Annotated in this window: 3 protein-coding genes; all 3 read left to right on the forward strand. The window is 29.3% G+C overall.

What is annotated here, in order from left to right; translation table 11 throughout:
- Positions 1-158: 158 nt before the first annotated feature.
- The 3 genes from Q0370_RS08450 (at position 159) to Q0370_RS08460 (ending at position 3,241) form a co-directional block, all read left to right on the forward strand.
- Positions 159-1,052, forward strand: a complete 894-nt coding sequence (locus tag Q0370_RS08450; RefSeq protein WP_299574590.1) for a tetratricopeptide repeat protein — start codon at positions 159-161, stop codon at positions 1,050-1,052.
- Positions 1,053-1,102: 50 nt separating this feature from the next.
- A complete protein-coding gene (gene ylxM / locus Q0370_RS08455) occupies positions 1,103-1,426 on the forward strand; it encodes a YlxM family DNA-binding protein (RefSeq protein ID WP_299574593.1) in 324 nt (107 codons plus the stop codon).
- A gap of 393 nt (positions 1,427-1,819) precedes the next feature.
- Positions 1,820-3,241: a 6-phospho-beta-glucosidase gene (locus Q0370_RS08460; RefSeq protein ID WP_299574595.1), complete on the forward strand. Its 1,422-nt coding sequence runs from the start codon at positions 1,820-1,822 to the stop codon at positions 3,239-3,241.
- The last annotated feature ends 350 nt before the right edge of the window (positions 3,242-3,591 follow it).

Below are 3,591 nucleotides of genomic sequence, written 5' to 3' on the forward strand. Positions count from 1 at the left end.
GTTTGAGTAAAATAGTCATAATTTTTGAGTTCTGTTTTAAACTAGTTTTACTATAGTATTCTTGAAAAAAATTAGATTTATTACAGAATTTATGGTATTATAAATAAATAATAGCATTGAAATTAGAAAATAAAATTTTAAAAAAAGGAAACTTGTAGATGACTGGGAGAGAAAAGGAAATAAAAGAGGCTAGAATAAAAGAATTGCTGGCAAAAAGAGAAGAATATTTAAATAATGGCGAAATTGAAAAAGAAATTAATGTTTTAAGAGAATTAAGAGTATTGTTTAAGAGAGTTTTTGGACAGGAAAGTGAAGAGAATGCGAAGATTCTGACAGAACTAGGAAATGCGTTAAAATATGTCGAAAAATTTGAAGAATCTATAAGGCTTTTAACAAAGGCTGAAAAAATTATTTTAAAGAATTATGGAGAAAATAGTCTTGCTTTTGTAACTTGTAATGCTAATATTGCTGAAGTTTATAGAGTTATGAAAAAGTATGAAAAAGTTGAGGAAAAATATCATAAGGCTATAAAAATTTATAAAAAAAATAATTTTAGGAATGGATATGTATTTTCAGGGATATGTAATAATTTAGGGATTTTTTATGAAGAGTGTGAACAGTATCAGGATTCAATAAAATGGCAGAAAAAAAGTTTGGAAATATTACAAGGTTTAGAGAATGGTGAAATTCAGGAAGCAATTATATTAAGCAATATGGTAAAATCCTACATAAAGCTTGATGAAAAGAAATTGGCTGGAAATACAATGGAAAAAGCTTTAGAAATATTACAAAATCAAGTTGGAGAAAATAGCAATCTATATTTAAATATTTTGAATAACTTGATAAACGTCTATTTGGAAAATAAAAGCTATAAAAAAACTTTAGGACTGCTAGAAAGATATGAAAAAATTTCTAAGAAAATTTTAGGAATTGAAAATGAAAATTATAAAAATATTTTGGAAAAAATAGAAATTGTAAAGAAAGAGATTGATAAAAATAAAATGGAACAGTATGTCTGGAAAAATAAAGCTGTAAGAAAATTAAAGAATTAGTGATTCAAGGCTGGGCAGGATAAATTATAAAAAATGGAGTTGAATAAATTATGGATAAATTGGAAGATTTTTTGAAATATTCTGTGCTATTTTCTTATTATGGCGAACTTTTTCCAAAAAAGAAAAAGCAGTATCTGGAACTTTATCTAGAAGAGAACAGTTCTCTTTCAGAAATCGCTGAACAGTATGGAGTGACAAGACAGGCAGTTTTTGACAATATAAAAAAGGGAGTTCAAAAACTGGATGAGTATGAGAGCAAACTTGGAATATTTGAGAAAGAAAAAGAACTGAAGAGAAAATTGGAACATTTGAGGAAAAATTTTACTATGAAAAATCTGGAAAAAATAATAGAAGACTTTGATTACGCAGAATAATTTTTCAAATGGAAAAACAAAATAAACTGCTATTGACAAATGCAAAAGTTGGGGTATAATATTTATGTAAAGAATATGTAAAATTATAAATTAAGGTTATTACTATTTGGATTAGACAAAACTGAAACGGCGGGAAATGCTTCGAATAAACGTTTTCCACCTTTGGTTTTGCCTTTTTTATTTTCAGATTGTTAATATTTCGCCAAAGAAAAATATTGTTTAATAAAAAAATAAAGGATACTTATTAGTAAACTTGAGAAGGAAAAAAATTATGAAAAATGAAAAGGGAAAATAAAAAAATAAGAAATATTCTTGTTTTTGTGGGGTTTTATTGTTATATTTTTGATGTAAATAAAATTATTAAATACAAAAGTTTTTTAGAAGGAGGTAGAAATGGGATTTAGAAAAGACTTTTTGTGGGGTGGAGCTACTGCTGCGAATCAGCTTGAAGGGGCTTATAATGTGGATGGAAGAGGGCTTGCCAATGTAGATTTGTCGCCAGTTGGGGAAGACAGGCTTGCTGTAATTACTGGGGAGAGAAAAATGCTGGAATTTGACGATGAGCATTTTTATCCTGCTAAAGAAGCGATTGATTTTTATCATAGATACAAGGAAGATATTGCATTATTTGCAGAAATGGGATTTAAGACTTATAGAATGTCGATAGCATGGACTCGTATTTTCCCAAATGGAGATGAAGAAACTCCGAATGAAAAAGGGCTTGAATTTTATGAAAATGTATTTAAGGAATGTAGAAAATACGGTATTGAACCATTAGTTACAATAACACACTTTGATTTTCCTATTCATTTAATCAAGGAATATGAAGGATGGAGAAACAGAAAAGTTATTGATTTTTACAAAAGATTGTGTACTGTAATTTTCACTAGATATAAAGGACTTGTAAAATATTGGCTTACATTTAACGAAATTAATATATTGTTACATGCACCGTTTATGGGAGCAGGAATCGTTTTTGAAGAAGGGGAAAATAAAAATCAAGTTTTGTATACTGCAGCACACAACGAATTGGTGGCAAGTGCTTGGGCTACAAAAATTGGACATGAAATTGATCCTGAAAACAAAATTGGATGTATGCTTGCGGCTGGGAAATTTTATCCACTTACTTCAAAGCCTGAAGATGTGTGGACTGCACTTGAAAAAGACAGAGAAAATTATTTTTTCATAGATGTGCAGGCTCGTGGATATTATCCTAATTATGCTAAGAAATTTTTTGAAAGAGAAAATATAAACATTGGAATTACAGATGAAGATGAGCAAGTTTTGAGAGAAAATCCAGTTGATTTTGTTAGTTTTTCTTACTATACAACTCGTTGTATCTCTGCTGAAGCTGATAGACTTGGAGAAGGAAACTTACTAAAAACAATGAGAAATCCATATATTGAAGTGACAGACTGGGGATGGGGATTAGATCCGTTAGGATTTAGAACTACAATAAATGAAATTTATGACAGATACCAAAAACCGTTGTTTGTTGTGGAAAACGGGCTTGGAGCTGTGGATGTTCCAGATGCAGATGGATATGTGGAAGATGATTATAGAATTGACTATTTGAGAAATCATATAAAGGCAATGAAGGAAGCGGTTGAACTGGATGGAGTAGAACTTCTAGGGTATACAACTTGGGGGCCTATCGACTTAGTGAGTGCGGGAACAGGAGAAATGAAAAAACGTTACGGATTTATTTATGTAGATAGAGATAACGATGGAAATGGGACATTGAAGAGAAGCAAGAAAAAATCATTTGACTGGTATAAAAAAGTTATTGCAAGTAATGGAGAAGATTTGGATTAGCATTTGAAATTATTTATTGAAGAAATTAGTAAAAAATAAGGGGATTTTTAAAATAGCGAATCCCCTTTGCTTTTATGTCAAACTTTTTAAAATGAAATTGAGAAACTTAAATAAAATGCGAATTATAGAAAAAATAAAAATGTAATAATAAATCCTTCTGAAAATAGGAATAAATTTTTATAATAACTATTTCATAATCATTCAACTAATTATTATGTTTTTTCTTTTTTGTTTTCGTAGGATTGCTCATTGCTGCAAATCCTTACCTTGCAATAAAAATTCATCCTAATAATTAAAAATTATGGCAAGATTGCTACGCAATAACCTATGGCTAGTCTACGACATTTTTC

The sequence above is a fragment of the uncultured Leptotrichia sp. genome, from assembly GCF_938036635.1.
In the GTDB taxonomy this organism is placed as follows: domain Bacteria; phylum Fusobacteriota; class Fusobacteriia; order Fusobacteriales; family Leptotrichiaceae; genus Leptotrichia; species Leptotrichia hongkongensis.